This is a genomic window from Gammaproteobacteria bacterium (assembly GCA_041395725.1).
In the GTDB taxonomy this organism is placed as follows: domain Bacteria; phylum Pseudomonadota; class Gammaproteobacteria; order Pseudomonadales; family Pseudohongiellaceae; genus NORP240.
This window is the reverse complement of sequence record JAWKZW010000001.1, coordinates 4,671,163-4,693,362: the sequence shown is the minus strand read 5'-3', so window position 1 is coordinate 4,693,362 and position 22,200 is coordinate 4,671,163. Positions and strand designations below refer to the sequence as shown.

17 protein-coding genes are annotated in these 22,200 nt (G+C 57.5%); 7 read left to right on the top strand and 10 right to left on the bottom strand.

Annotated elements, in window-relative coordinates; genetic code table 11:
* Positions 1 to 13: 13 nt before the first annotated feature.
* The gene (locus tag R3F50_20665; protein ID MEZ5492703.1) at positions 14 to 451 is read right to left on the bottom strand and encodes a DUF2214 family protein; all 438 of its coding nucleotides are present in this window, start codon (positions 449 to 451) and stop codon (positions 14 to 16) included.
* 484 nt (positions 452 to 935) lie between these two features.
* Between R3F50_20665 and R3F50_20660 the strand changes: the two genes are divergently transcribed.
* Together R3F50_20660 and R3F50_20655 are read left to right on the top strand one after the other, a co-directional pair.
* On the top strand, positions 936 to 2,450 hold the full coding sequence (locus tag R3F50_20660) for a malonyl-CoA synthase (GenBank protein MEZ5492702.1): 1,515 nt from the start codon (positions 936 to 938) through the stop codon (positions 2,448 to 2,450).
* Between the two features lie 259 nt (positions 2,451 to 2,709).
* Positions 2,710 to 3,984 (top strand): serine hydrolase domain-containing protein, encoded by a 1,275-nt coding sequence (locus R3F50_20655; protein MEZ5492701.1) that lies wholly within the window; start codon positions 2,710 to 2,712, stop codon positions 3,982 to 3,984.
* Positions 3,985 to 4,053: 69 nt separating this feature from the next.
* Here R3F50_20655 and R3F50_20650 read toward each other — a convergent pair whose 3' ends face one another.
* Both R3F50_20650 and soxC read right to left on the bottom strand, forming a co-directional pair.
* The gene (locus tag R3F50_20650; GenBank protein MEZ5492700.1) at positions 4,054 to 4,590 is read right to left on the bottom strand and encodes a cytochrome c; all 537 of its coding nucleotides are present in this window, start codon (positions 4,588 to 4,590) and stop codon (positions 4,054 to 4,056) included.
* Entirely contained in the window at positions 4,583 to 5,857 is a 1,275-nt protein-coding gene (gene soxC, locus R3F50_20645) for a sulfite dehydrogenase (protein ID MEZ5492699.1), read from the bottom strand. The genes R3F50_20650 and soxC overlap by 8 nt, the downstream gene beginning before the upstream one ends.
* 227 nt (positions 5,858 to 6,084) lie before the next feature.
* Between soxC and R3F50_20640 the strand changes: the two genes are divergently transcribed.
* Positions 6,085 to 7,056, top strand: coding sequence for an oxidoreductase (locus R3F50_20640; protein ID MEZ5492698.1), 972 nt, complete (start codon positions 6,085 to 6,087; stop codon positions 7,054 to 7,056).
* A 3-nt stretch (positions 7,057 to 7,059) separates the two neighbouring features.
* On the opposite strand, the gene R3F50_20635 is transcribed toward R3F50_20640, so the two are convergent.
* A complete protein-coding gene (locus R3F50_20635; protein MEZ5492697.1) occupies positions 7,060 to 7,809 on the bottom strand; it encodes a DUF599 domain-containing protein in 750 nt (249 codons plus the stop codon).
* Between the two features lie 191 nt (positions 7,810 to 8,000).
* On the opposite strand from R3F50_20635, the gene R3F50_20630 reads away from it, so the two are divergent.
* Positions 8,001 to 9,539: an ATP-binding cassette domain-containing protein gene (locus R3F50_20630; GenBank protein ID MEZ5492696.1), complete on the top strand. Its 1,539-nt coding sequence runs from the start codon at positions 8,001 to 8,003 to the stop codon at positions 9,537 to 9,539.
* A gap of 69 nt (positions 9,540 to 9,608) precedes the next feature.
* Here the strand turns inward: R3F50_20630 and R3F50_20625 are convergent, their stop codons facing one another.
* The gene (locus R3F50_20625; protein ID MEZ5492695.1) at positions 9,609 to 10,142 is read right to left on the bottom strand and encodes a hypothetical protein; all 534 of its coding nucleotides are present in this window, start codon (positions 10,140 to 10,142) and stop codon (positions 9,609 to 9,611) included.
* A 331-nt stretch (positions 10,143 to 10,473) separates the two neighbouring features.
* On the opposite strand from R3F50_20625, the gene R3F50_20620 reads away from it, so the two are divergent.
* Positions 10,474 to 11,052, top strand: coding sequence for a protein tyrosine phosphatase family protein (locus tag R3F50_20620; protein ID MEZ5492694.1), 579 nt, complete (start codon positions 10,474 to 10,476; stop codon positions 11,050 to 11,052).
* 134 nt (positions 11,053 to 11,186) lie between these two features.
* Here the strand turns inward: R3F50_20620 and R3F50_20615 are convergent, their stop codons facing one another.
* Positions 11,187 to 13,043 (bottom strand): hypothetical protein, encoded by a 1,857-nt coding sequence (locus R3F50_20615; protein MEZ5492693.1) that lies wholly within the window; start codon positions 13,041 to 13,043, stop codon positions 11,187 to 11,189.
* A 660-nt stretch (positions 13,044 to 13,703) separates the two neighbouring features.
* Here R3F50_20615 and R3F50_20610 point away from each other — a divergent pair.
* Together R3F50_20610 and hemH are read left to right on the top strand one after the other, a co-directional pair.
* Positions 13,704 to 15,323 carry a M28 family peptidase gene (locus R3F50_20610; GenBank protein MEZ5492692.1) on the top strand — a complete coding sequence of 540 codons (1,620 nt, stop codon included), beginning with the start codon at positions 13,704 to 13,706 and terminating at the stop codon, positions 15,321 to 15,323.
* A gap of 69 nt (positions 15,324 to 15,392) precedes the next feature.
* On the top strand, positions 15,393 to 16,451 hold the full coding sequence (gene hemH, locus R3F50_20605; GenBank protein ID MEZ5492691.1) for a ferrochelatase: 1,059 nt from the start codon (positions 15,393 to 15,395) through the stop codon (positions 16,449 to 16,451).
* A gap of 9 nt (positions 16,452 to 16,460) precedes the next feature.
* Here the strand turns inward: hemH and ppnN are convergent, their stop codons facing one another.
* From ppnN to R3F50_20585, 4 genes are all read right to left on the bottom strand, one after another.
* Positions 16,461 to 17,834: a nucleotide 5'-monophosphate nucleosidase PpnN gene (ppnN, locus tag R3F50_20600; GenBank protein ID MEZ5492690.1), complete on the bottom strand. Its 1,374-nt coding sequence runs from the start codon at positions 17,832 to 17,834 to the stop codon at positions 16,461 to 16,463.
* Between the two features lie 289 nt (positions 17,835 to 18,123).
* Positions 18,124 to 19,113: a xanthine dehydrogenase family protein subunit M gene (locus tag R3F50_20595; GenBank protein ID MEZ5492689.1), complete on the bottom strand. Its 990-nt coding sequence runs from the start codon at positions 19,111 to 19,113 to the stop codon at positions 18,124 to 18,126.
* Positions 19,114 to 19,121: 8 nt separating this feature from the next.
* Positions 19,122 to 21,557 carry a xanthine dehydrogenase family protein molybdopterin-binding subunit gene (locus R3F50_20590; protein ID MEZ5492688.1) on the bottom strand — a complete coding sequence of 812 codons (2,436 nt, stop codon included), beginning with the start codon at positions 21,555 to 21,557 and terminating at the stop codon, positions 19,122 to 19,124.
* Entirely contained in the window at positions 21,554 to 22,138 is a 585-nt protein-coding gene (locus R3F50_20585; protein ID MEZ5492687.1) for a (2Fe-2S)-binding protein, read from the bottom strand. Before R3F50_20585 ends, R3F50_20590 begins: the two co-directional genes overlap by 4 nt.
* Positions 22,139 to 22,200: the final 62 nt, after the last annotated feature.

The following is a 22,200-nucleotide window of genomic DNA, read 5'->3' as shown; positions in this document are numbered from 1 at the left end:
TGCCGGCAGCGCATCAGCCAGGCAGACCTATTCCCCGCGCCATCAGTACGGCCAGAACCGGCAGGATCAGCAACAGCACAATTTCTGTCCGCAGGGCCCAGATAAGCAGGCGCGGAACGGCAATTTCCTGTGCGGTGGATTTTCTGTGCCGGAAGAAAAATTGCGTGGGGTAGAGGGAAATCAGTGCGGCAAGGAAAAAGATTCCAACTTTCAGGTGGAACAGAGGATTGCTGCTGTAAAACTCAGCCGGTTTTCCAATCCACAGCCACAGGGTCAACCCGAACAGGAAAACGAAAACCGCGCTGATCCCGTACACGCCGTCTATTCTGGCGAGATTGCGGGCATCCTCACCGGTGATGCGGGGGGCGATCGCCATGTTCTGGATCAGCAATGATCCTCCCAGGCCAAGCAGGGCAATGAAGTGCAGGTATCTGAATATCACATAGCTCATTGGTGTGCTCTGAGTTGCAGGTCAGGGTGTGAAGGATTGTAAGACGGCTATTGTAGCCTAAGGAGCCTCTGACCAAGTACCACAATGCTCTGGCATTCAGACAAGCCCGCTGGCAAGGCGCATTGCCGCCGGCATGCTCAGGCCTGTCAAGGCAGTACAACGAAGCCAGCGGGCTTGTCTGAAGGCCCCGCCGGGCCGGGCCTGTCGGGCGCCACTGCGCTGTTGACCTGCTTGGCAAGGGAGTGACTGTTCCCTGCGCACGACGCCTGGCAGCAGCGCCCGACAGACTCCCGCACAGCGTTGTGGTACCTGGTCAGAGGCTCCCTGATCAGACGACAGGTCAGAAGCACAGAAAGACGCCACCATCCTGGCGCCGCGGCAGTGCAGGCCCCGGGCGGTCGGGATTGGCAGGCATTGACCCACCCCACTAATCCGCTATCATCCGTCTTCTACTCATGGAACGCTGACAGGACACGCCGGAATAATGAATAAGAATTTCTATGGACTGATCGAATCCCGCCTGGCTGGGGCACCACAGAAAATCTGTCTTGATTGCGCAGACGGTGAGCAGATCAGCAACGCAGAGCTGCTGGCGCTGACTGCCCGCATCAGTCACTTCATCAGGCAGCAGGGGATTGAACCGGGGGAGCGTCTGGTCGTTCAGGTGCCCAAGTCTGCTTTTGCAGTGGCGCTCTACCTGGCCTGTCTGCGCTCCGGAGTCATCTACATTCCTCTCAATACCAGCTATACCCCTGAAGAGGTCAGCTATTTTCTTGGCGACGCGACCCCCCGTCTGTTTGTCTGCGATCCTGATCGGATCACCAGCCTGGCCGAAGTAGCAGAAAAACACGGCGCCCGGTTACTGACGCTGGATGCCAATGGCGAGGGAAGCCTGCCGGACAGCATCGACGGTGTCGAAGCAGACCTTGCTGTAGCCGCAATGGCTGACAATGACATCGCGGTCATCCTCTATACGTCGGGTACCACGGGCCGTTCCAAAGGCGCAATGCTCAGTCATCGTAATCTGGCCAGCAATGCCCAGCACCTGGTCCAGCTATGGGGCTTCACCAGCGACGATGTGCTGCTGCATGCGCTGCCTATTTACCACGTTCACGGCCTCTTCGTGGCGCTCCATTGTGCCCTGTTGAGCGGAGCAACCATGAAATTCCTGCCTGGTTTCGATGCCGACAGGATTATCAGCTGCCTGCCGGAATCCACCGTACTGATGGGGGTGCCGACCTTTTATACCAGGCTGTTGAAACACCCCGATTTCGGCAGGGAAGTCTGCAGCTCGATGCGCCTGTTCATTTCCGGTTCGGCGCCGCTGCTGGCGGAAACCTTTGAGGAATTCGAGCAGCGCACCGGACAGAGGATTCTTGAGCGGTATGGTATGACCGAAACCGGTATGCTGGTATCCAACCCTCTGCAGGGGGAACGGGTGGCCGGCACGGTAGGTTTCCCGCTTCCTGAGGTGGAAACCCGCATTGTTGATGAAAACAGAAATGTCGTCCCTGTGGGGGAAGTGGGAATCCTGGAAGTAAAGGGGCCGAACGTTTTCCAGGGATACTGGAAAATGCCGGAGAAAACCGCCGAAGAATTCCGCGATGATGGTTTTTTCATTACCGGCGACCTGGCCAGCTGCGATGCTCAGGGGCGCATTACTCTGGTAGGCAGAAATAAGGACATGATCATTTCCGGTGGCCTGAATATCTACCCGATAGAGATAGAAACCTGCATCAACGAAATACCCGGTGTTGTCGAATCGGCAGTGATCGGTGTGCCTCATACGGACTTCGGGGAATGCGTGGTAGCTGTCATCGTGAGCGAGGCTGAAGGCGCGGTGAGCGAGGCGCAGGTCTATGAAACCCTGGCCACCCAGATAGCCCGCTTCAAGCAACCGAAGCAGATTGTCTTCGTAAATTCCCTACCACGAAACACGATGGGAAAGGTCCAAAAAAATCTCTTACGGGACCAATACAAGGACATCTTGGCAAGCTAACGAGCACGGTTGTAAGTCCAGAAAAATCTCTTACGGGATCAATACAAGGACATCCTGGCAAGTTAGCGGTCACGGTTGTAACTGGAAAAGAGCTTAAGTTCGCGACCAGTAAAATAGAGTTCCAGTCAGTTGGCACGCAGGGTTGCAGTTCAAAAAGAACATGACACCGACAGATCAGCAAAAACCGCCCTGCCGGAAAGCAATAACCGTCACAACAAAAAAGAACATTCCAAAAGCCCATCCCATAGGAGTCTCTCTATTGAATGCCATTCGATTCATCGCGACGATTATCGTGTCAGTCTTATGCCAATTGCCGTTGCATGCCGCCCCGGCATCCGGCCTGCCACTGGCGGACCCGCGATCGGCAGGAGTGAACCCGGAAAGCCTGGCCGGTATATCCCGTTTATTGCGCCAGCATGTCGATGACGGTCTCATCGCCGGCGCTGTGGCGGGCGTTGCCCGTCATGGTCAGGTGGTGTATCTGGAAAGTGTCGGGTGGCAGGATGTTGAGCAACAGCAACCTATGCAAACTGACTCTATTTTTCAGATTCGCTCCATGTCCAAGCCCATTACCGCCGTCGCTGCACTGCAATTGATTGAGCAGGGCAGGCTGTCGCTGGATGACCCTGTGTCCCGGTACATACCCCGGTTTGGTTATATGTTTGTGTACATCAATCCGGATGAACCTTTTCTTAGCGCCCAGCGCAAACCCGAGCGTGAAATCACGATTCGGGATCTATTGCTGAATACGGCCGGGCTGAGTCATCGCAACAGTCTGTTGTACCGGCGCATGGGTGTCCGCTCCAGAGCTGACACACTCGAGCAGCTGGTCAATAAGGTGGCAGGCGTCCCACTTATAGGGGATCCTGGTGAGCAGTGGGTCTACAGTATTTCTATTACGGTGCTAGGGCGGGTGGTGGAGGTTGTCTCCGGCCAGGCGCTTGACGATTACCTTGCTGCGCAGGTGTTCGGCCCACTGGCAATGCAGGACTCCGGATTTTTCGTGCCGGAAGACCGCGTGGCGCGGCTGGCCCGACCGTACCAGGCGCCCCAGGACAGTCAGCCATTGTCACCCATTGAGGCGATGGACATCCCTATCACCAGCGATCCGCCCCTGCTTGAGGGGGCTGCCGGCCTGGTGAGCACGGTCCCTGATTACCTGCGCTTTCTGCAGTCCCTGCTGGCGGGTGGCGAACTGGATGGCCAGCGCATATTAGGCGCAGACACGGTAGCCCAGATGACCTGTAATCAGATAGACGAGGCCCTGTTTCCGTTTGGTACCAACCCGGCCAATCCCATGCTGGACCGGGGCTGGGGCTATGGGCTTGCGGTTGTCACGGATGCCACGCAAAGTGAATTCGGCGTTAATAACGGTGAGTTCGGCTGGAATGGTTCTCTGGGTACATTTTCCTGGGCCGATCCTGAAACCGGAACTGTTGCCATTCTGATGCTGCAGATACAGCCGTCCAACGCCCATGGCCTGGCCGGGGAGTTCAAGGATCTGGTGTATCACAGTCTCGACGTTAACCGTTGATCTGTTGTCAGAACCTGAACCCCCGACGGGGACCCCTGGCCGGCGGTGCCCTTCTGCTGGAGGGGTTCCCTATTGAATGTGGCTCTGGTCGATGAACCCGTCACTGTTAGGCATGACAATGGACGGCAGGGAACTGGCGTCCAGCACCAGATCCCGCTCGACAATGCCGTTAAGGAACAGGACGTAAGCGGTGACCTGGTAGACCTCAGTGTCAGACAGTGACTTCGGCGCGTCGGCGGGCATGGCGCGACGGATGAAGTCAAACACGGTAGTGGCATGGGGCCAGTAACTGCCGACAGTGCGCAGAGGCGGGCCTTCAGAAAGCATCGATCCGCCCACCAGCACGGTGGCCGCTGTCAGCCCTTCGCCGTTTGAGCCATGGCAGGCCCGGCAACGAGCCTGGAATACGGCCTCTCCCTGCGCGGCAGTGCCTTGCCCGGCAGGCAGTCCTGCACCATCAGGAGATACTATCAGGTCAAATTCTGCCAGCTGCGCCTGGCTGATGGGAGTTCCCAGTGCAGGCGTGGCTTCCGCGGCAGAATTGCTGCTCGGGATCAGAGCCAGACAGACAGACAGGGCCATTGTCAGGGTGGTGTGTTTAAACATAAGTATTCCTCACGGTACCGTCCGCTGCCACAGCCCAACTCTGGTAACCGTGGTAGTGATAGAAACTCAGGCTGCCCCGCTCCGAGACGACGGTGCTGCGGGTAGGTTGCACGTTGCCGCGATCATCGGTGGCGCGACTGAGCAGGACTGCGTCCTGCCCCTGCCATTCCCAGGGAATTCTGAAGCGGGTCAGGGCTTTTTCGGTCTGTCGGGATTCCAGCAGTGCGTCCGCCCAGCTCGCGCCTCCGTCGGCAGAAACCTCCACCCGGCGAATTGCCCCGGCACCGGACCAGGCAATTCCGGTGACCTGGTAAAGGCCGCGGCGAGTGAGTGCCATCTGCCCGGAAGGGCTGGTTATCACTGATTTGCAGCCCATCGGAAAGGTAAACTGCAGGCTGCTGCGGTCCGGCAGGGTGTCCGTGTATTTAGAGGTTTCATCCCGGAATTGCGAGGGACCGGTGGTCAATTTCAACTGGGTCAACCATTTGACACTGATATTGCCTTCCCAGCCCGGCACAAATAACCGTATGGGATAGCCCTGCTCCGGTCTGATGGGTTCGCCGTTCTGATACAGTGCCACCAGCACGTCATCCAGTGCTTTGGTCAGTGGCAGTGAGCGTCCCATGCTGGCTCCGTCCGCCCCCACGGCGCTGATCCAGCTGGCTTCGCTAAGGACGCCAGCCTCGGCCAGCAGGTCCGCAAGCCGGATACCGGTCCACTCGGCGCAGGACACCAGGCCGTGAATACTCTGGGCGGTGCCGTCAACCGGCGTGTCGCCGAGCAGGGTGCCGCTGTTGCCAGAGCATTCCAGAAAATAAATCCGGCTGATCATCGGGTAGGCAAGCAGATCTTCGTAGCTGAAGACCAGGGGCTGGCGTACCAGGCCATTGATCACCAGTTGATGGGCGGCCGGATCGATGTCCGGGATGCCCGCATGGTGCCGCTCAAAATGGAGACTGTTGGGCGTAATGGTGCCCTGCAGCTCATGCAGCGGTGTTCTGGATGCACCGCCACCCGGGTAAATGGGGCTGGGGTTGCCGGCCAGCCGTCCGATGTGGTGGGTGTGGGAGGAGCGGCGCCCGTAAGCGCTGGGCCCCGGCCCTGGTTGACGTGACCAGGCCGGGATTTCAAATCTCGTCCCCTTGTCGGCGCCCAGGGCCTGTCCGGCTGCTGCCATGCCAAGGCCGCTGAGCCCGAGGCCCAGCAGGTGGCGGCGGTGAATGAGGCCGTTGCCGGCCGCCTTGATCAGCGAATCATTGGAACTCATTGTCGTTGCTCTTGTAGATGAACCCGGTCGGGGGCGCAATACAGAAGCGCAGTGTCTCACACCCCCACCAGACAGACGCCATTATCCCCAACACCGCCGAGCTAATCCAGTACCAAAAAAAGCTGAGTGGTGGGAGCTGGCTGCGGGTGCCGGTTGCCGCCCCTGACCTTTTCTCTCTGTGTTACCCTTGCCCCTGACTGACTACAGGAAGAGAGAAGGGGGGACCGATGGCAGCCAAGCAGCAGCATAGACTGAATTCCGGATTCGGCGCGAAAACCGAGCCGTCAGACATCCTGGCCAGCAGCAATCTTCAGGGCAAAGTGGCCCTGGTCACCGGTGGCTACAGCGGTATCGGTCTGGAGACGACCCGGGCACTGCTCAACGCCGGAGCCAGGGTGCATGTGCCGGTCAGATCGGCGGAAAAAGCCGCGGCGAATCTGGCTGGACTGCCAGGGGAAGTTATCGTTGGACAGATGGATCTGGCGGAACAGTCCAGCATCCGCAACTACACCGGTGGGGTGCTGCGCAGTGAAGAGAAATTGGACCTGCTGATTAACAATGCGGGTGTCATGGCCTGCCCGGAGACACGGGTTGGCCCTGGCTGGGAGTACCAGTTCGCCACCAACCATCTCGGTCATTTCGCGCTCACCACGCAGTTGTTACCGTTGCTGCAGAATGCCGGGCAGTCCAGGGTGGTCTGTCTCTCCTCCGTCGGTCATCGGCGCTCCGGTATTCGCTGGGGTGACATACATTTCACCCAGGAACCTTACGACAAATGGGTCGCCTACGGACAGGCCAAAACCGCCAATGCCCTGTTTGCCCTGGGCCTGGACCTGAAGTTCCGGCAGGACAATATACGGGGGTTTTCGGTGCATCCGGGAGGCATAATGACACCGCTGCAGAGGCATCTGGATAACGAGGAAATGGCGGCACTGGGCTGGCTGGACGAGGAGGGTAACCTGTCGGAACTGGCCCGTCAGATGTTCAAGTCTCCCACCCAAGGCTGTTCAACTACGCTGTGGGCGGCAACCAGTCCGGCACTTGACGGGCTGGGTGGTCTGTACTGCGAGGACTGTGATGTAGCCGATCTGGCCAGCGCCGAAACTCCCCGCTACAAAGGTGTCGAGTCCTGGGCTGCCGATGACGAGGAGGCCCTGCGGTTATGGGAAGTGACGGAACAGATGCTGGCCACCGACTGATCGTCAGCGGGGATCGGTTGCGTCAACGGCACGGGACATTATTAATGCCTGCACTGTGGTGGATTTGAATTCCCTGCGATACAGCACAAATACCGTGAGCGAACAGGCCAGCAGGAAAACCCAGGGGTTGATAAACCAGCCGAGTACTGCCAGGGCGAAGAAATACGCCCGCAGGCCGTAATTATAGCTGTGTGCCGCACGGTCAAGCACCTTGGCCATGGCTTTGAAATCACGGTTTTTTGCCACCGCCTGGTAGTCATCTGCCCGGTCATAATACCTGACCGTGTTAAACGAGGAGCCAAACAGGATAAAGCAGAATCCGTATTGCCTGATTGACCATGTGAAGGTGAAAAAGCCATAAGTAAAAATGACGATAAGCAGGAGTAATTTCAGCTGGATCACCTGCAGTGAAACCGCCGAGACGAAGCTGAGCGAGGAAAGGTTCATGAAAATGTCGCTGGCGGTGCTCAATACACCCACCAGACTCGCCAGTATCAGCAGCGACGTAGAGGCAAAGAAAGACACTTGCCTCTCAAGGCTGGCAAGTAACTCGGCGTCCACTTCGCTCATGCCGGTCCGGCTGAGTTTGTCGATCCACTCCTTGCGGAACTTGTAAAGCACGCTGGACAGGGTGTCGGTCTTCTTGGCAGCGCGGCGGGCAAACGCGGAATAACCGATCCAGCAGAGCAGGAACCAGAAAAAGGCGAAAATATCGAGCCACGTGAATGACATGTCGGGTAATGTGAAGTCCATAGCGGGTTCTTATCCCTGACCGGTCTGGTTGAACGCAAGGGACCGGGCAAGCAGGCGTAACAGGATTGTTGTAATTTACGCGCAGTATACCCAATTTTTGTGTCATTTATCAGGCAGCGGAAAACAGGGTTTTCAATCACCAGTAAAATAATCAGAGGTTCCAGGTGCCTCTTCGCCGTTGAGAATATCCTATGACTTTGAAAGCTTCCGATAATCACAGTCCGCTGATCGTGGTCAGCGATGCGCGGGTACGAATAGGGCGCCGCAGGATTCTCAGCATCGACCAGTTCCGAATCCAGCCCGGCGAGCACTGGTGCGTGCTGGGTGGTAACGGGGCTGGTAAAAGCCTGCTGGCGAGGCTGCTCTGTGGCGAACTTGTCAGTGGCAGACAGGCCGTGGCTTACAGGGCTGATTTCGATCCAGCCCGGCACATCGAGACGGTTTCTTTCGAGGAGCAGCAGCGGCTCTGGGCGTTGGACAACCGGCACGATATCAGTGAATACAGCGCCGAGGCGCAGGATGCCGGCACGACCGTTGCCAGATTTATCTGCGGCTCGCGCAGTCCTCAGTTGCTTGATCAGGCGTCGACCCTGGCGTTGTTGGTCAGGTTGGAAATCGATACGCTGCTGCAGCGGGGAATTCGTTTCCTGTCCTCAGGACAGATGAGGAAAGTCATGGTCGCCAGGGCTCTGCTGAGTAAGACAGCTGGAGAGAAGAGACTGCTGGTGCTGGATGACCCCCTGGAGGCCATCGACCGACAATCCGCGCCCGGCGTGCGTGACCTGCTGCGGCAGTGGATGGATAGCGAGACGGCCACAGTGCTGTTGAGCCGGCGGGAAAAGGAGATTTTGCCGGGCATTACGCATCTGGCGCTCATGGAAAATCTACAACTGGTCGGCCGGGGCCCTATTGATACCATGCCCGCCAGCGAAGCCTACCAGCGCATCGCCCACCCGGAGGTCAACGCACCGGCTGTGCTGCCGGTGCCGGGTCCGCAGGAGTGCCGGCAGGACACTGACGTAGCGCCGGTGCGGCTCAACAAGGTGACGGCGGCCTATGGAGACAGGCTGGTGCTTAATCAGGCCAGCTGGCTGATGAAGGCGGGGGACCATACCCTGATCGAGGGCCCCAACGGCTGCGGCAAATCAACATTGTTGAGTCTTATTGACGGTGAGAATCACAAAGCCTATGGGCAGGAGGTTTACCTGTTTGGCGTGCGGCGTGGCAGTGGCGAATCGGTCTGGGATATCAAATCCTACTTTGGCATCGTATCCAATGAAATTCACAACCGGTACGTGAAGGGCTGGAAGGTTCTCGACGTCGTCGTGTCGGGCTTTTTCGATTCGGTAGGCCTGTACGATGACAGCGGTGCCAGCCAGGAAGAAATGGCGCGGGCCTGGCTGAAGTCTCTGGGCCTGATTGACCTGGCCGGAGACTACTTCCACGAGATTTCCTTCGGTCAGCAACGGTTGACATTGCTGGCCAGGGCAATGGTGAAACAGCCGGCGGTGCTGATTCTGGACGAGCCCTGTGTCGGCCTGGACGATTATTTCCGCCGGCTGGTGCTGTTAACCGTGGACTGCATCGCTGAACAGACACGGACACAGATCATATACGTCAGCCATACCGAAGGCGAAGAGCCCCGCTGCATCAATCAGCGCCTGCGTTTTGAAGCGGCACCCGGGGGCGGTTTCCGACTGCTGGAAAAAAGCGGGGCGGCAACCGGGTAAACTGACGTTGCCGGCGTGACAGCAGGCGCAGTGTCAGCGGTATTTCTGTCACTGGATTCTCACAGTCAACTAGTTAGTGCGCGTAATCTGTATTCTGGCGAATCCTACGTTGTTGGTGTACGCACCCTGACTGTCGTTGACGAACAGCTTGAGGTCACCTTCGCAGGGCGCCGTATAGTTGTAGGAATCGGTCTGGCTGTCGTACTGCAATTCAGAGAGCCCAACCAGACTGTCGCTGCGGCAACCATCCTGGTAGAACATCAGTTCAAACCAGCGGTGCTGCCGGGAGCGCTTCAACAGGGCAAAGGCATCGGCCGGCATCAGGCTGTCGGCAAAGCCAAGCGGCCCCAGTGCCACACCGTTTTCATCGGCGTCGACTTCACCGTCTATCCAGTTGCTTATCAGGGGAATCTCCAGCCTGTAACTGGCGCCGGCTGCGAGATTGAGCCCGGCATCCGCTGCTGGTTCGGTGGTAAAGAAGCGGAAGCTGGCGGATTGCCCAGGGGCCAGTGTCCGGCCATCGTTTCCAGGAGTCGGATCAATATACATTTGGGCATTGCAGGCGGTCAGCAGGCCAAAGAGCAGTAACAATTGATAACGCATAGGTCATTCCTTACTGGAAAATTAACTGAAAGGTCGGTGGTCGGGAAAGTCGGCCGATTCTGCAGCACTGCCCCTGAGGCCGTCGCCGCGACGGGGCCCGAGCAGCCGGTCATAAGCCGTCGGTAGCCTAGAGTGCCTTTCCCGCATAATCAGGTCAAGCTTTGTTATTGACCAAAGAGGTCAGCCGCGGGCGAAGCGGGAAGATTTGCTGCTGAAAGCCGCCAGTGCTGCGACCGGCCGCTGCCTGTTTCCGGGTTACGCCTGTGCTGTAATCGGGCAGGGGAAACTGCTAAAGTGCAGCTGTTTCGTCCATCAAAAGAGGAGTAATTAGGTGAAAACCATCAGACTGGCAGCCCTGTGCTTGCTGTTTTCCAATTCATTGTCGCTGCAGGCCCTCGAGGACGTCGACCCGGCCCTGCAGGAAATTACCAACTTTCGGCAGTACAGCGCTACCTTTGCCAGTGCCGGTCAGCCAACCCGTGAGCAGTTTACGACGTTGAGCGAGCAGGGCTTCGAGCGGGTGGTCTACATCGCGTTCACCAACAACCGCAATGCTCTGGCAGACGAGGACCTGGTGGTCAAGGAGCTGGGTATGGAGTACATGCAGGTTCCGGTGGACTTCTCCAATCCACTGCCCAGCGATTTTTATGCCTTTGCTGATTCCATGCGCCGGGCACCCGAAAAAAAGACACTGCTTCACTGTCAGGTAAATGCCCGTGCCACGGCATTCAGTTTTCTGTATCGGGTGATCTATCAGGATGTGCCCGTGGCCCAGGCCAAGGCAGACATGAACTCAGTCTGGCAGCCTAACGAAGTGTGGCGCGATTTCATCTTCGAGGTACTGGAACAGAATGCTATCTCTCCAGACTGCCCGGACTGTGACTGGACTCCACCGCCAGCCAACCAGTGAACTGCCGGGAAACCAGCCAAGGGATTGCCGGGGCTGAGCCACGGCACTGAAATTGGATCTGCCCTTTAGCCGGTCCTTGAACTAAAAAAGCCCCGCTGACGCGGGGCTTTTTTATGTAAGCTTATTAAGCCTTATCAGTCGCCGCTCTGGTCGGCGTACTTCCAGCTGTAAAAGCCCATGAACATCTCTTCCCAGCTCTGCTCGCCCCAATAAATTGTTTCGTTGGGGTCCGGGTTGTAGGGGTTCTGGGATGAGTTGTCGAAGGCGCCCCGGGCCACGATGCGGGTGCCCGCCGGAACAAACAAAGGCTCTTTGAGGGCATGGGTCAGCTGCCAGTTGAACGAATAGTTCGGTACCGACAGGATCAGCTCCTCACTGCCGTCAGGGTAGATGGCAGTGAAATCCATACGCTTGCCGCGGAAATGCATGTGCGGCATCAGGCTGTGGATGTAGGCGTCCTTTGGCACCACGGTCTCAACTGCCATTTCGTGATCCTTGGCCTGGGGCGGGATCGCGATGCTGAAGTTGTTGCCGATCCCACCTGCCATGCGCTCGGCAGGTATTTCGCCTTCCGGGTAGAAGTAGATGCCGATTTCGGTAGTGTCCACGGACTCTTTACCGGACGTGGTGTAGTGCATCTGCAGGCTCAGGGTGGAGCCGGCTTTCAGTAGGCCTCCGGTGCCTTCCGGGTACATATCTGACGCGGTGCCGGGCGCGTAACCTGCGATGGAAGCCTGGTCGGGATCGCCGCTGGCACCCAGGAACACACCCAGATCTACTTCAGGACCCAGGAGCTCAAGGATTTCACCGATATTCGGTTGCTGACCGCTGGCAGCGGCGGCAAACAGGGCGACGCGAATCTCCTGAGCTTTTTCTTCCGGCAGGCTGTTGATCACTTCCATGAGGATCTCGCGCTGGTCCCGCATGCCCTCGGGGGGTACTACCGAAGTAATGACGTGATGGACTACCGTGGGGTCGCCAGGGACCACTTCACTGCCGCGTACCCAGACATCCTTTTCCAGCTCCAGATCGACGGGGATATTCATATAATCGACGATTCCGGTAGCAGGGATTGTTTGAGGTTCAATCTGCACGACAAGGTCCGGCTCGCCATTAGACCATTTGCTGTCCGGCCAGGTCAGCTGTGCCAGGGGATCCGCGCCATCGTCCACCGGAGATCCGGCATCGACCCAGTGAATCAGGGTCTGCATTTCAGCGTCGGTGAGATTCATCGGATTTTTGAGTGCGTGCCCTACCTTGTTATCGACCTGGCCTGGCGGCATGCGCTTGGTCAAAACGACCTCACGAATCATCGGCGACCAGCCCTGAGCGGACAGGCTGCTGTCGAGGGCAAAGGGCGCAATCCCGCCAGCGCGATGGCAGCTGGCACAATTATCGGCAATGATCGGGGCAACCTCTGCCACGTAGGAAGGCACGCTGGCGGTGTGTTGCGCCCGGGCCGGGAAGTCGATCAGGCTGCCGCCGGCCTGGGCTTCAATCTGCACTTCGGCGCCTGCCAGGTGCTGTTGCAGTGCCGCGCCCAGGTGCTCCTGCACCGGACCTCGGTAGACAACCTCAAAAGTCTTCGGGTCGTAGATTAATGCCTCTCCGATGCGGCTTGCGCCCAGAGTCTCGGCAACCAGTTGGGCATCATCCATGAGAACCGGCAGGTCGGCACCAAGCCCGTCAAGTTCGTTCTTTATGCTGTCTCGATCGGATTGCAGGCCCGGGTTGAGTAGCATGAACAGGACACCTTGATCCTGGTATTGACTCTGCAGTTCCAGCAGGGTGGGCAGATTGGCCGCGACTTCGGCCGCTCCGTTCGCCTGCACCATCAGGACAACCGCCGCCTGGTCGTCGTACCAGGCCATGTGATGGAAAGTTCCCTGATGGTCGATCAGGGCAAAGTCACCGACGCGCTCGGCGGCGCCGGCAAATGACGCGGTCACCGTCATGGCAATGCCAATCAGGCCAACGATTGATTTCTTCACAGTAATTACCCTCGTGCTGCGTATGCTGATGAATGTCAGGATCTTCTGTTGCCAAAGAGCTGAAAAAAACCACTGGCAACAGTCCTCAGGAGGAACCGATAAACCTTGCCGGGGACGTGGAATTGAAAATGCCCCGAATTCGCCCGGTCAGGTCGACCATGTGGAAGATCCAGTAAGCAGGCCCATATTAACCATTTCCCACCGGACTGAAAGCCTTTTACGTGGAAGGGACTGAAATCAAGGATTCTGTTACTAGTAATGGAAAACCTGGCTCCCTCTGGCAAGCCAGTTTTTAAAGTCATTGTCGTCCTGAAGCAGATCAGTGCTGAAAGTTTCAGTTACTGATATTTGAAACGACCTTAAAAGGCAATAAGAAACAACGGATTAGAAATGGGTGCGCCGGATGCGGCAGCCTGTTTCCGGTTCGGGTCGCATCGGGGGAAAATTTACGGCTTTATCGATGTCGAGAATCCCTTTAAACTTCGTGGTTATTGGCGACGCCCGGTGCGCCGGCCGATTTCAATCATCATTCACTGGAGTAAGCCCATGAAAACGCAGCTGAACCGGTCAGAAAAAAGACTCAACGGAGTGATACTGCCAGGCAGCCTTGATGGACGGGTTGTCATCACGGAACGGCGCTACTAGAACGGGGGATCAGGTATGCGGCAGGATTCACCAGGAACTGACCACGGTTCCGATAAGGTCGGGCGGGCAGGGTTGGTGTTGCTGGCAGTGCTGGCGACAGTGTCTGCCTGGCCCCAGGGCGCTTTTTCTCAGAGTGTTGATAATGGTCCCTGGTTCGGGCTGGCTCCGCCGCCGGTGCTGCAGCCCCATGTCAGCCCCGCAATAATCGGCAACCGCGGGCCCGCACCGGCAGTGGTTCCTGCCGGCGAGTCGGGTTATGCCGAACTTGCTGGCGAGCGGATCAGTCAGGATCTGCGCCAGATTGTCGATTTTTCCGTGCAGAGCAGGCTCTCACAGGAGCTGGGTGGTGCACAGATGTGGGGGAGAGTGAGCGGATTCCCGTCTGCGAATGCAACCATAGACTGGGTAACGGACCAGTTCCGTCAGGCCGGGATTGAAGAGATCCGGGTGCAGCAATTTCAGCAGGATCCCGGTGCGGAGCTGTGGCTGCCGGTCAGCTGGGAAGTCACTCTGCTGGGTGATGACCGGTTTGGCGCCGGGAGCGCCGATGTTGTTCTCACCACGGCCGTGGCGCTGGCTCCCTCCGCAATCTCTGGCGGCAGTCTTATCGCACCCGTGGTCTACGTCGGCACGGGCAGTCCGGCGGAACTCGTGAATGTGGACGTGCGTGGCAGGATCGCTATTCAGCGTGTTACTCCCCAGGCCCATCTGGTCTTCGAACGGGCCAGGTTTGTGCCCCAGGCCAATGACATCATGTCCCGGGGCGCTGTCGCCGTGGTCAACATAATCGACCAGCCCGGTAATGAAATGGCCCGTGATATGTCCGATTGCGGCGGACCCTGTTTTAATATTGGTGGGCGGGATGGCCACTTTCTGAGTCGGGTTATGAACGCTGCCGCGCTGGCGGGAACCCTGGATCAGCTGCAAATGCGTTTGTCCCTCGAGGCTAAGGTCCATCGCGATCTGAGCGGAGAAAACGTGGTCGCGGTCATCCCCGGGGCAAGTGATGAAACCATTGTTCTGAATGCACATATCGATGCCTGGTATGATGGCGCCGGAGACAATGGTGACGGGCTGGCCGTGCTGGTGGCACTGGCCAGACATTTCTCCCGCCCGGAAATTCAGCTGCAAAGGACGCTGGTGCTGGTTGCCAGCGCAGGGCATCATACCCGTGGCCTGAATGGTCCTCGTGCGGCGGTCTCCCTGAACCCCGATCTGTTTGACAACAGTGTCCTGATTTTCAACCTGGAGCATGTTGCGCAACGTAATTTTTCACCGGCCCGCAGTCAGTTCGAGGATGGTTACCGGGAATACATTGCCGATTCCGGCGAAGCTCCAATCGTTGCCGGAATCACCAACCAGTCGCCTTTCCTGCAACAATTGTTCGACCGCGGCGTCCAGCGCTACGGCACAAATTTTGTATCCGGTAATTCCACCATGGCCAGTGGTGAGGGCGGAGGGTACCGCAGTGCGGGAGTTCCTCTAGTTACCACCATGCAGGCGCCGCCGCTGTATCATACCAGCGGTGAGGTATACGAAGTGGTTTCGACACCGGGTCTGGAGCGGATGGCTCGTTTTATGGCCTGGTTTGTAAAACAGGTGGATACCGCCAGTAAAACGACCATCGATCCGTAAAGTAAAGTGAACCGGGCCTGACTGGCTCACGTAACTCACGCAGTCAACAAACAACGAAAGCGATCAGACATGCGCGCCATCTTACTACTGAATCTGGGTACACCCGCCGCACCCACGGCGAAAGGTTTACGGGAATTTTACCGACACTTTTTCTCCGACCCTTACGTGTTCGATATTCCTGCCTGGGCGCGCTGGGCCCTGAGAAACTTTATCATCCTGCCGTTCAGAGCGCCTAAAACCGCCAGGGACTATGAAACCATCTGGCTGGAAGGCGGATCACCACTGAAAGTGTATACCGACCAGCTGAAAATCCGCTTGCAGGACGCCATGGATCCGACCCGTAGTCGTATGCGGGTGTTTGTCGGGATGGGTTACAGTGAGCCGATGATCGCTGACACCATGGCCGAAATCGAGCAATTGGGCATTACCGATATCCTGGTTTTCCCGTTGTTTCCCCAATACTCGACAGCCACCACCGAATCGGTGCTCCACGGCGTGACCAAGGCGGCGGAGCGCTGGAAAAAGCGCCCTCGTATGACTGTCATTAAAGATATGTTCGGGGAGCCGGCCTTCATCAGAGCATGGACTCAGTTGATTGACAAACATCTGCGTCAGAATCATCCGCGCAAGAAGGTGGATCACGTAATTTTCAGTTATCACGGTCTGCCGGAAAAAAACATCAAGAAAGCTGACAAGGCGGATTATTGTCAGTTTGGCAGTTGCTGCGATGAGATCACCAGCAAGAACAGGTATTGCTACCGGGCCCAATGCATGCAAACCACCCGTTCCATCGCGGGGGAACTTGGCTGGGATTCAGACTTCTACTCCGTGGCGTTTCAGTCCCGCTTCGGGCGGGACCCCTGGATTCAACCTTATCTTGATGAGTTCCTGGAGGAACTGGCAGGTAAAGGCGTAAAGCGGGTCGCGGTCTTGACTCCCTCGTTTGTATCCGACTGCCTTGAAACCACTCACGAAATCGGTATCGAGTACCGGGAGCTGTTCAAGGAAAAGGGCGGGGAGGACCTGGTGCTGATCCCCAATCTGAATAATGAGGAATTCTGGTTCAGTGCGGTCGCCGAAATAGTCGAGAGGCACTTGAGCCGATCAGTCTTTCTGAGCTCAGTATAAGCCTGCTTTCTACCGCTCAACACTGACCAGTTCATAGCAGGGGCTGTATTGCCGACTGCCTATTTTCATGCGCTTGTTGGCGACGCATTCGTCCAGCAGGTTATCTATTGCCTGCATGACGGATTGATCGCCCTGCAGTCTGTAAGGACCGTGCTGCTCCACCTGCCTGATGCCGTAGGGTTTTACGTTGCCCGCCACTATCCCCGAGAACGCCCTGCGCAGATCGGCTACCAGTTGGGCTGAGGGCCGATCGCTGAACAGCCTGAGCCCCGCCATGTTCTCATGAGTGACCTGAAACGGGGACTGCATGGATTCTGGAATATGCAGTTCCCAGTTAAAGGCGTAGGACTCGTCACGGCGTCTTCTGTGTGCGATAACCTGATTCAGATTGCGCCGGGTAAGCTGTGCGACCAGTGCGGCATTGTCGTTGACTACCTGATAGTAAGCCGTAGCGGCTTCGCCCAGCGTATCGCGGATGAAACGGTCGACCATTGTGAAGTAGTCTTCGTAACCGGTTGGTGCGGTAAGGATTACCGGTATCGGGATCGAGCGGTTTTCTTCTCGCATCACGACGCCCAACAGGTACAGAATCTCCTCGATAGTACCAACCCCGCCGGGAAACACTATTATGGTATGGGCGAGCCGTACGAATGCCTCCAGGCGCTTTTCAATATCCGGCAGAATGACCAGTTCGTTGACCGATGGGTTGGGGGATTCCGAGGCGATGATGCCCGGTTCGGTAATCCCCACATACCTGCCTGTGCCGATAGCCTGCTTGGCATGTCCGATCATGGCTCCTTTCATCGGGCCTTTCATGGCGCCGATTCCGCAGCCGGTTGCGATATCCAGGCCCCGCAGGCCGAGCTGGTAGCCGACTTCCTTGGTATAGTCGTACTCAGTCCGGCTGATGGCATGACCGCCCCAGCACACTACCAATTGGGGTGGCTGATTAGGTTGTACGACGTTGGCGTTGCGTAAGATTCTGAATACCGTGTCGGTAATACCCTCGCCGGTAGAGATGTCGAAGCCGCCGAGACTCCCTATTTTGGCCTGGGTATAGACAATATCGCGGAGTGCGGAGAACAGGTGTTGTTCAATACCGCGGATCAGTTTTCCGTCGACAAAGGCCGACGCGGGTGCGTTCTGTACCCGCAGTTTGATGCCACGGGACTCAGGTACGATTTCAACCTGAAAATCGGCAAATGTCTGCAGCATCTGATCCGGATCGTCGGTTTCATTGCCGGTGTTGAGGACCGCCAGCGCGCAGTCCCTGAAAGTCTGAAAAACATCTTCCGTGGTTTCCATTGCCAATTGAATTTCGTGGTGCGAAAGCAGATTCAGGCTGGTGGAAGGCCTGACGAAGCACTCTTTTACTTTATCCAAGTCTGAAGTCCTGTGGCTGATTTTCTGATATGAATCAATACGTTCATCCCTGTCTTTCGTATTCTTTGCAGTGTGATAAATGGTATCTCAGGAGGCAAGAACATGGGAGCAGCAACGCAGGAACGACACGAAAAACTGGGGCCAGTGGCCTTAAAGATACTGACAGGTTACGTCGTAATCATGTTGGTAGGTTTTTTAGCAGGCGGATTGTTTTAAACCCAGGACCTGTTGGGTCTAACAAAAAAGGCCGGCTGACAAGCCGGCCTTTTTTATGCTGAGCCTGATTTTGTCAGGCGCTGATAGCCCGCTTGACGAGGTTCTGCAGCAGGGGCACCTTGAAGCCGTTGTGAGCCAGTTCTCTGGCCCCCTCGGTTGCCAGTGCCGCCACGGATTCGCCGGTCGCCAGACTTTTGGCCTGACCTCGCACGGCATTTTCCACGGTGGTCAGTCGACGCGGCGTAGCCTGTACGGCACCCGCCACGATGCGGCTGTTCTGGATTGTGCCACCGCTGACCTGAAAAGCCGCCGCCACGTTCACCAGGGAAAAATCCCAGACGTTGCGGTCAGCCACTTTCTCGAAGTAGAAGGTGGCGTTGGCCCAGGTAGCAGGGATCCTGACTGCGGTGAGAATTTCACCCGGTCGCAGAACCGTGGTGTTCTCGATGTCCAAGGCAGGTCCGACGAAGTATTCCTCAGCCGACACGGTGCGCTCACCGTCGACGCTGCGGATCACCATGGTCGCATCCAGTGCGACTACCGCCGGGGCGGTGTCTGATGCGCTGGCGGCTACACAGCGGCTGCCTTCGAACAGCGAGTGTTCACGGTTCATGCCTTCAGGGGTGTCCGCGTAACACAGGTTGCCGCCGGCGCGATAGCAGGACAGACCCCTGCGGTAGTACCAGCAGCGCACATCCTGAGACAGGTTGCCGCCAAGGGTACCGATGTTGCGAATCTGAGGACTCGCAACGACCCGGGCTGCATCGGACAGCAGGGAATACCTTGACTGGATCAGGTCGCTGTTGGCGATTTCAGTCAGGGTCGTCAGAGCGCCGATTTCGATGCCGTCGGCAGTCTCCCGGATGCCTCGCAGCGACTCGATTCCGCTGAGGTCGATCAGTGCGTCTACCGATTTGGCGCGGTCCTTCAGCCAGCCGTAGGTATCCTGACCGCCGCCCACCAACCAACCTCTTTCTGCCAGTCGGTCAGCTATGTCAAGAGCTTCCTCAACCCGGGCGGGCTGGTAGAGCTCCATATTTGGCATTACATCATGTGATGGCATAGTGAACCTCAGAATGTATTAGTTTTTAGAGTCTTGGAGCTGTAGGAATTACCAGCCAAGTGATTGATGATCATATCCGTGGTGGTCGGCGCCGTGTTGAACAGGTGGCCGTCGAGCGCGTCGGATATGGCGCTCGCCAGGGCGGCTGCTGAGGCGCCCTGAGTCGGTTCACCAATACCGCGAGCACCCACTGGATTCTGCGGATCCGGGATGTTCACCGCGGCGATCTTGGTGTTCAGATTCACATCCTTGTAAGTAGGAGGCTTACTCTGGTAAAGACCGACGTTGGCTGGCAGGCCGTTCTGCGGATCGTAGACATGGCGCTCAAGACTGGTAAGTCCTACGCCCCAGACTGCGCCGCCACGCATGGCATTGTTGAAGTTCTTGGGGTGCACGACGGTGCCACAATCGGCAACCATCGCGTAGTCAAGGATTTCGTACTTGCCGGTGTCCAGATCCAGCTCGATTTCGCAGAAACCAACCTGAATTCCCGGCGGCTGTCCCTGACCCGGAATATTGTCCTTCGCCACGCCAACCAGACCGGTTCCCTGCAGACCTTGGACGGCACGCTGGGTGATCGGGTTGATGTCATCGGGGTATTCCATGCCGCTGAATTTTCCGCCCATGGCTATTGCGCGCTGAGCCGCTTCGGCATAAGTCAATCCCTGATCCGGATCGCTGCTGAGGAATACCCGCTCACCACCGATCTCGTAGTCGTCCGCCGAACCACCCAGTTCGGCTGCGGCGATTTCCTTCATCTTGGTGATGGCATCCTGGGCTGCGACCCAGTTGGTCCGACTGTGGGTGAAGATGGTATTACTGCCACCCTGGCCGGAGCTGTGGGGCAGGTGTCGGTCAGTTCTGGCGTTATGTATCTCGCAATTTTCCCAGGGTACCTGCAAAGCCTCCGCTGCCACCCGGCAGGTTGCTGCGTAGGAATAAGTACCCAGGTTACCGACGCCGCTGTGAATGTGCACTTTGCCATCCGGCGCGATTCGGACCAGGCCGTCATAGCCGCGACTGCCGGCGCCGTGATAGCCGATACCGATACCTACGCCGCGTACCTTGCTGCCGTTGCGTTTTGGCTGGCTGATCTTGTCCTGCCAGCCAAACAGGCGCTCACCCTGGTCCAGCGCTTCAGTGACGAAGGCGCTGGTCAGCGGGCCGCGACTGCCACCCTGGAAACCCTGGCTGTTGGCGGCGTTGACACGACGAAATGCAACCCGGTCCATACCAACAGTTCTGGCTACCTTATCGGTGATAGGTGCCAGCACCGAAGCCATTTCATTCTGGCCGGGCCCCCGTTGGGCGCCTCGAGGCGTGGTATTGGTATAAACAGATATTCCCCGGTAGCGCATGGACTCCGGCTGGTAGGCAATAGTAACGTGCGCGGCAGAGGAGTTGCCGCTGCCGCCGCCGGTCGCACCGCCGTCGTTAACGATGGCCAGGTCGACTGCGGAAACTTTGCCGTCAGCCTTGACACCGACTTTGATCCAGCCTTGCATGCCGGAGCGCGCAGAACCGATATAAAACTCCTGTTCCCGGGTAATGCGGGTCTGCACCGGGCGGTTCAGCATCCGGGCGAAATTACCGGTGATGGCCATGTAAGGGTAGGGACCGATCTTGGAACCGAACCCACCACCTGTAGCTTCGTTGATGAATACCAGGTCCGCTTCGGGGATATTCAGCATCCGCGCCAGGCCATTGTCGTTGGCACTCTGGCTCTGGGACGAGCCGGCAAAATAGCACTTGCCATTTTCCCAGTAGGCCATACAGGTACGGGCTTCCAGAGAGTGGTGTGGGTAACCCATGGTGACGAAGGGCTCTTCGATAATGTGGGCCGCTTCCGCAAAGCCGGCGTCGACATCACCGAATGCCCATTCCTGGGTAAACTCGCCGCCGACTGGCTCGCGGCCTTCCCGGATCGCGTCAATGGCTGACTGAGGCCACTTGATGTCTCGAATTTCGGCGCCGACGATGGGCGCGCCTTCCGGGCCTTCTTCCTGGGTACGAACCAGTACGTTACCCTCAGGGTAGGCATTCGGTCCGCCAGGTGTGAGGCTGACCAGTGGGTCGACCACGAAATTTCGCCGCTCGAAGTCCACGCGGATACGTGCAATGGCACTTTCGGCGATTTCTTCAGTGACGGCCGCGACCGCCAGAATGGGCTGGCCGACGAAGGTGACGTAGTCGGAGGCCAGCGCGGGGTTGCCCGGCGGTGGCACGGGAGGCAGATCGTCGGCCGTAAAAACACCCACTACGCCGTCCATTCGCAACGCTTCCGCATAGTCGATATTGACTACCCTGCCGCTGGGCAGGGGGCTCGTCAGGATGCGCGCAAAAACCATGCCTTCGCGCTTGTGATCCTCAGCGTATTTGATCTCACCTGTGACCTTGCCAGGCACATCAGGTGGCGTGAAATCTTTTCCAATGTGCATAGTCATACTAATTGCCCCGAGGCGCGCATCACGCCATTCAGATAATGTTCATAGGCACCACACCGACAAAGATTGCCAGACATGGCCTGGATGGCTTCTTCTCTGGTCGGCCTGGGGTTATCCCGCAACAAGGCTACTGCAGACATCACCTGGCCCGGTGTGCAGAAACCGCATTGCGGTGCGTTTTCCGCAACGAAAGCCGCCTGTACCGGATGCAGGGTGCCATCGGCGGCCTTGATGCCTTCGATGGTGGTCACTGCGCGGCCCCGGACGTTGTGAGTCAGAACTGAACAGGCGTAGTTGGGGACGCCATCGATATGCACCGTGCAGGCTCCACACTCACCACGATTACAGCCGATCTTGGTACCGGTCAGGTCAAGCTTGTAGCGAAGCGTGTAGGCAAGGGTCTCGGATGGCAGGACATCGACAGGCCTGGTTCGCCCGTTTACGTTAAGGTTTATCAAGCGCTCTGCGGCGTTCTGCCCGGACTGGGCGTTCGCAAGGTAAAAGCTGGCACCGGTTGAAGCGGCGGCACCGGAGAAAATTACCCCCTTGATAAAACGTCTGCGTGTTAGTTTAGGGTTCACTGACATTGCTCCGTTTCATTATTTTGAGGAGTGGTCGCAACCCTTTCGGGCCACAACGCTGG

Coding starts and splice junctions, on each gene's coding strand:
- R3F50_20625 (MEZ5492695.1), bottom strand. CDS start 10,142: ATGCGTTATCAATTGTTACTGCTCTTTGGCCTGCTGACCGCCTGCAAT.
- R3F50_20660 (MEZ5492702.1), top strand. CDS start 936: ATGAATAAGAATTTCTATGGACTGATCGAATCCCGCCTGGCTGGGGCA.
- R3F50_20640 (MEZ5492698.1), top strand. CDS start 6,085: ATGGCAGCCAAGCAGCAGCATAGACTGAATTCCGGATTCGGCGCGAAA.
- hemH (MEZ5492691.1), top strand. CDS start 15,393: ATGCGCGCCATCTTACTACTGAATCTGGGTACACCCGCCGCACCCACG.
- R3F50_20610 (MEZ5492692.1), top strand. CDS start 13,704: ATGCGGCAGGATTCACCAGGAACTGACCACGGTTCCGATAAGGTCGGG.
- R3F50_20595 (MEZ5492689.1), bottom strand. CDS start 19,113: ATGCCATCACATGATGTAATGCCAAATATGGAGCTCTACCAGCCCGCC.
- soxC (MEZ5492699.1), bottom strand. CDS start 5,857: ATGAGTTCCAATGATTCGCTGATCAAGGCGGCCGGCAACGGCCTCATT.
- R3F50_20630 (MEZ5492696.1), top strand. CDS start 8,001: ATGACTTTGAAAGCTTCCGATAATCACAGTCCGCTGATCGTGGTCAGC.
- R3F50_20650 (MEZ5492700.1), bottom strand. CDS start 4,590: ATGTTTAAACACACCACCCTGACAATGGCCCTGTCTGTCTGTCTGGCT.
- R3F50_20665 (MEZ5492703.1), bottom strand. CDS start 451: ATGAGCTATGTGATATTCAGATACCTGCACTTCATTGCCCTGCTTGGC.
- R3F50_20635 (MEZ5492697.1), bottom strand. CDS start 7,809: ATGGACTTCACATTACCCGACATGTCATTCACGTGGCTCGATATTTTC.
- R3F50_20590 (MEZ5492688.1), bottom strand. CDS start 21,557: ATGACTATGCACATTGGAAAAGATTTCACGCCACCTGATGTGCCTGGC.